Annotated in this window: 3 protein-coding genes; 1 reads left to right on the forward strand and 2 read right to left on the reverse strand. The window is 57.7% G+C overall.

Annotated elements, in window-relative coordinates; all coding sequences use genetic code 11:
* On the forward strand, nucleotides 1-1,088 hold a 1,088-nt coding region (locus tag Acor_RS41725; RefSeq protein WP_155342284.1), incomplete at its 5' end, for an ISAs1 family transposase.
* Between the two features lie 257 nt (nucleotides 1,089-1,345).
* Here the strand turns inward: Acor_RS41725 and Acor_RS41730 are convergent.
* Together Acor_RS41730 and Acor_RS41735 are read right to left on the reverse strand one after the other, a co-directional pair.
* The gene (locus Acor_RS41730) at nucleotides 1,346-2,263 is read right to left on the reverse strand and encodes a hypothetical protein (protein ID WP_155342285.1); all 918 of its coding nucleotides are present in this window, start codon (nucleotides 2,261-2,263) and stop codon (nucleotides 1,346-1,348) included.
* A gap of 95 nt (nucleotides 2,264-2,358) precedes the next feature.
* On the reverse strand, nucleotides 2,359-4,023 hold the full coding sequence (locus tag Acor_RS41735) for a type I restriction-modification system subunit M (protein WP_170317371.1): 1,665 nt from the start codon (nucleotides 4,021-4,023) through the stop codon (nucleotides 2,359-2,361).
* Nucleotides 4,024-4,261 lie beyond the last annotated feature (238 nt).

Here is a 4,261-nt window from a genome sequence, read left to right on the forward strand (position 1 = left end):
CCACGGTGGCGGCGGTGCTCGCCCTGGCCGCGGCGGCGACGGTGGCCGGGATGAAGGGCTACCGCGCGATCACTGGCTGGGTCGCGGACGTCCCCGCCGAGGTCCTGGCCGATGTGTACATGCGGGCCGGGGCCGCCCCGGCACCCGCGCCGGGCAGAACCACGATCTGGCGGATCCTGACCGACACCGACGGCGACGCACTGGACGCCGCGATCGGCGTCTGGCTCACCACCGCTCTGTCGACCTGCGTCGGTACGAGGAGCGAGGCTGAGGGGCAGGCGTGCGCCACCGAGCCGCCGGCCCATCTGCGGCTGGACGGCAAGACGGTCCGTGGCGCCAAAGACGATCAGGGCAACCAGCGGCATCTGCTCGCGGTCATGATGGGACCACCGGACAAGGCCGTGGTAGCCGCGCAAGCCGAGGTCGAGGGGGCCAAGCCCCGCGAGACGATCACGGCCCGCGACCTGCTCAAACACATGGATCTGACCGGTACGGTCCTGACGGCCGACGCGTTGCACACAGTCAAGGCCACCGCGGAGCTGATCCGGGAGCGGGGTGGCCATTTCGTGCTGCCGGTCAAGGAGAACCGCGGCAAGCTGTTCGACGCCCTGAACGCGCTGCCCTGGAGAGACGTCGAGATCGCCCACACCAGCACCGATGTGGGCCACGGCCGGATCACCACCCGCACCCTCCAGGTCCTGCCCGCCCCGACCGGCCTGCCGTTCCCGCACGTCAGCCAGGTCTGGCTGATCGAGCGCTACGTCACGGATCTGCGCGGCAAGCCGGTCTCCGCCATCGCCCAACTCGGCGTCGCCAGCCCGGACGAGACCCTGGCCACCCCCACTGACCTGGCCCGTTACAACCGCGATCAATGGAGAATCGAAGTGCTGCACTGGATCAGAGACACCCTCTATCGCGAGGACCACTCTCGTACCCGAACCCGATCCGGCCCTCGGGTGATGGCGTCCCTGCGCAATCTGGCGATCGGCGCGTTCCGCCTGGCCGGACGGACCGATATCACCGAAGCAACCCGCTGGGCCTGCCGCTCCATGAACAGGCCATTCGCCATCCTCGGACTCACGTCATGATCTAGGAACGGCCGTGCTCTCTCCAGAGATGGAGCCGGAATCATGTAGGGAGGCGCAGTTCACCGCCCCGTCGGTTACCGACAGGGACGCCAGACCAGGTTGACCGGCCCATCATGTGAGGAATCGCTGGTGAAACGCACGAACGAACGACAGCTTGCTCCCAACATATCTGTCTCTACCCGACGAAGATATAACCGTTAGGTCAGCAGTCTGCGCGCGCCAAGCACACCGGAGAGAACACCCTAATTCTACCGCAATTACTCTTCGGCTACAGCCTCGAGACCAGCTTCCACAATTAAATCATTTACATCCACAGCATCCCTTTCTACACCTGAGACAAAGAAATGATGCTGGGATGACGAGACGAGATAGTTATTTAGGTTGGAACGAGCATCAGCAAGAGTCAGGAAGTAATCCCGGAAATGCTGTGATACATCTGCTGCAGTTTCCGTGTCAGGAGCGATGGGGATGCGGATTTCGAGATATCGCTTACCCACATCCTCCCGATTAGTCTGCATGAATACGATACGCTTCCATTGATCACGAACTATCTTCAGTGTGAGCGCCCACAAAAGATAGAAGGGATCAAAATTCGCAGCAGGGCCGGGGCGAAGAATAATAACCTCTTTGGTGACGACGAGCTGTTCTTGACCTGGCATGAGGACACAGAAATCCCCAATGTTCTTCGACGTCCTCTCCGGACACATGATGTCGAAGGCCCTCAGACCAGAAGCCTCGCCCTTCCAGAACTGCTTTTCGGCCACAATACGCGGAATTCGATTCGTTGCATTGATGTTGACGAGACCAGCGCGAAGGTCGGAGACTTTGATGTACGGAACATCGCCCACCCGCTGATCCTGCGATGGTGACCCATGGCCGCCACGTACTGTTAGTACACCGTCTTCGATGAGCTGGCCGATTGTTGCGGACTTAAACCCCTTGAGAGGGCCTACACCGATGCTGTCTTCGAAGTACTCGTCGAATCGACGATCATAGTAAGCAGGAACGGCTGTTCTTAAGGAAACTTCGCCAACGGGGATGAACCGAAGCGTATCTGTAGCATCTCCAGCAACCAGTGCTTTCATATCAGAAAGAAGCTGGTCGTTAATTTCGTCGACTAGCGCCCCGGTATCGGGATCCTCCGTTTGGATACGCTTTCCAGTTGCCGGATCCACCAGGGGAAGGAGGCGGCCTCCCTTGGTAAGGCCACATGTTGGGGCAGTCGACACCATGACAGTGTCATTAGAAAACCATACAGGCTTATGAATGCTCACCGTGTACCCCCATCTCCCATTTGCGGCCCGTTGCCCACCTTCTCGAATATATAGAAATTTGTCTTAGCTCGGCAAAACTCCTCGAATGCCTCCATGGCGATGTTGAGCATTCCACGTAGTTCTAGCCGGCCCTCGAGCCAATCAGGAAGCCATCTGTATCGATGTGAGAAGAAGTATGTTTCGGGAAGGATGATTCCGACTCTTCCACCGACCTGCAGGAGGCGATGCGCCAAGTCAAGAAAAACTAGGCCCACCTCGAGATCAACATACTCCGACTTCGCACTCAACGCAGCATATCGCGAGATGCTGAATCCAGCCGCACGCGAGTCAGAGGATTTGATTTTCAGGCTTTCTCCGAAGGGGGGGTTTGTTACGACTACGGTGAACTGCTCGGCAATATCATCCTTCGTTGGGTCGCCCAGTTCATCGGCAAGGCGCGGATATTTTGCTTTCCAATGATGGCGTCTGATCGAATCTCCTCGAAGAACGTGAGTCGATCCATCACGCAACGCTACCATTACTGCTCTTGTGAGTTTGACCCCCAGAGGATCGATGTCCACCCCATAAAGGTTGTCATTGGCCCATTTGATTAGGTCCCACGACTCTTCCTCATCGGGAAATTCCTTTTCGTGGACTTGCCGAAGCGATTCCAGAATAAACCCGCCCGTGCCGCAAGCGGGATCTATGACCTTATCGCGCGACGTAATGTCAAGGGCCATTACGCAAGGACGAATTACACGTTGCGGAGTCAGAAATTGGCCTTCAGCTGACTTTAGCGCCGCTGCACGGAATATCTGGAACGCTTTAGCGAGTAGGTCCACATTATCGCCGAGAATACGGAGAGGGTACAGCTCAGCGACAATCGCGAAGAGGGTTTCATCAGTGAGCAGAATCTCATCCCTATCGTCGGGATGGAAAATTCGCGTCCTCTGTTTTGCAAAATATTCGCGGAATTTATCCCGCACCGAATCGGCAGTCAGCTTCACCTTCGTAGCATCGTCCCCCTTGATCTGGAGGTCGACTGGCTTATTCTGGTTGCTGGACCGCCTGGCGATCGCGTCACTTTCGAGCTTTACAAGCAGAACATGAACAAGTTCACGTAGCTGGTCTTCGCGTCGCGTGGCTCTTGAGTCGCTAACTACGACAGTCGCGAGGAGCCTTCGTAGGACCGCCGACAACTGAGCTTCGCCAGGCACAAACATTGTCTTCCACGTCACAGGCTTATCTGGGGGACGCGTGAGATCATCGCCCGGCTTCGGCAAAGGTGCGTCTGCTTGATAGACCCACTCTGCAGCGTGGCGCTTATATACGGCGAGAGTTTGGGAGCCATTCGTCCAGTAGCCCATTTTAGCCATGGGCTCGTTGCTCAGATAGCGAATGAGCTGTTCTTTTCCTGCCAAGATGTCAGGAGCCTTAAACTCAAAAATTATCTGTAGTGCGTGAGACTCACGACTGTTGTCTGCAAAGGTCACTAGATCGCAAGAACCGCAGATCTCGTAGGACTGACCCCGCTCTCTCTTCGTCAGATCATGAGGGGTATCGGGGACCCGCCATTCAGGCTTCCACTGGAGCCGATCCTCTGGCCATCCGAGCTCACGCAGCTCCCGTATGACTTGCTGACGGACATGCTCCTCCGACCGCACAGAAAGATCACGTACCACGTCGACACCTCCTGAAGAAAAACGGGCTGCCCGCCGGTGAAGCTTAGCAGCGACGCGAGGCCAAATGGAGCTGCTCATTTTTCACATGCCGCCGGAAAGGGGCGCATGGGATAGGCCGCTCCGTGCCTTGACTCGGACGCGGTGGGCTGCCACCCGCTGGCTCCTCCTGGATGCGCTGTGGGCACGATCAACAGCAGATGCCCGGAGTGGGAGTCGTAGACAGCCGACCCTAGTGCCT

This window comes from Acrocarpospora corrugata, from assembly GCF_009687845.1.
Classification (GTDB): domain Bacteria; phylum Actinomycetota; class Actinomycetes; order Streptosporangiales; family Streptosporangiaceae; genus Acrocarpospora; species Acrocarpospora corrugata.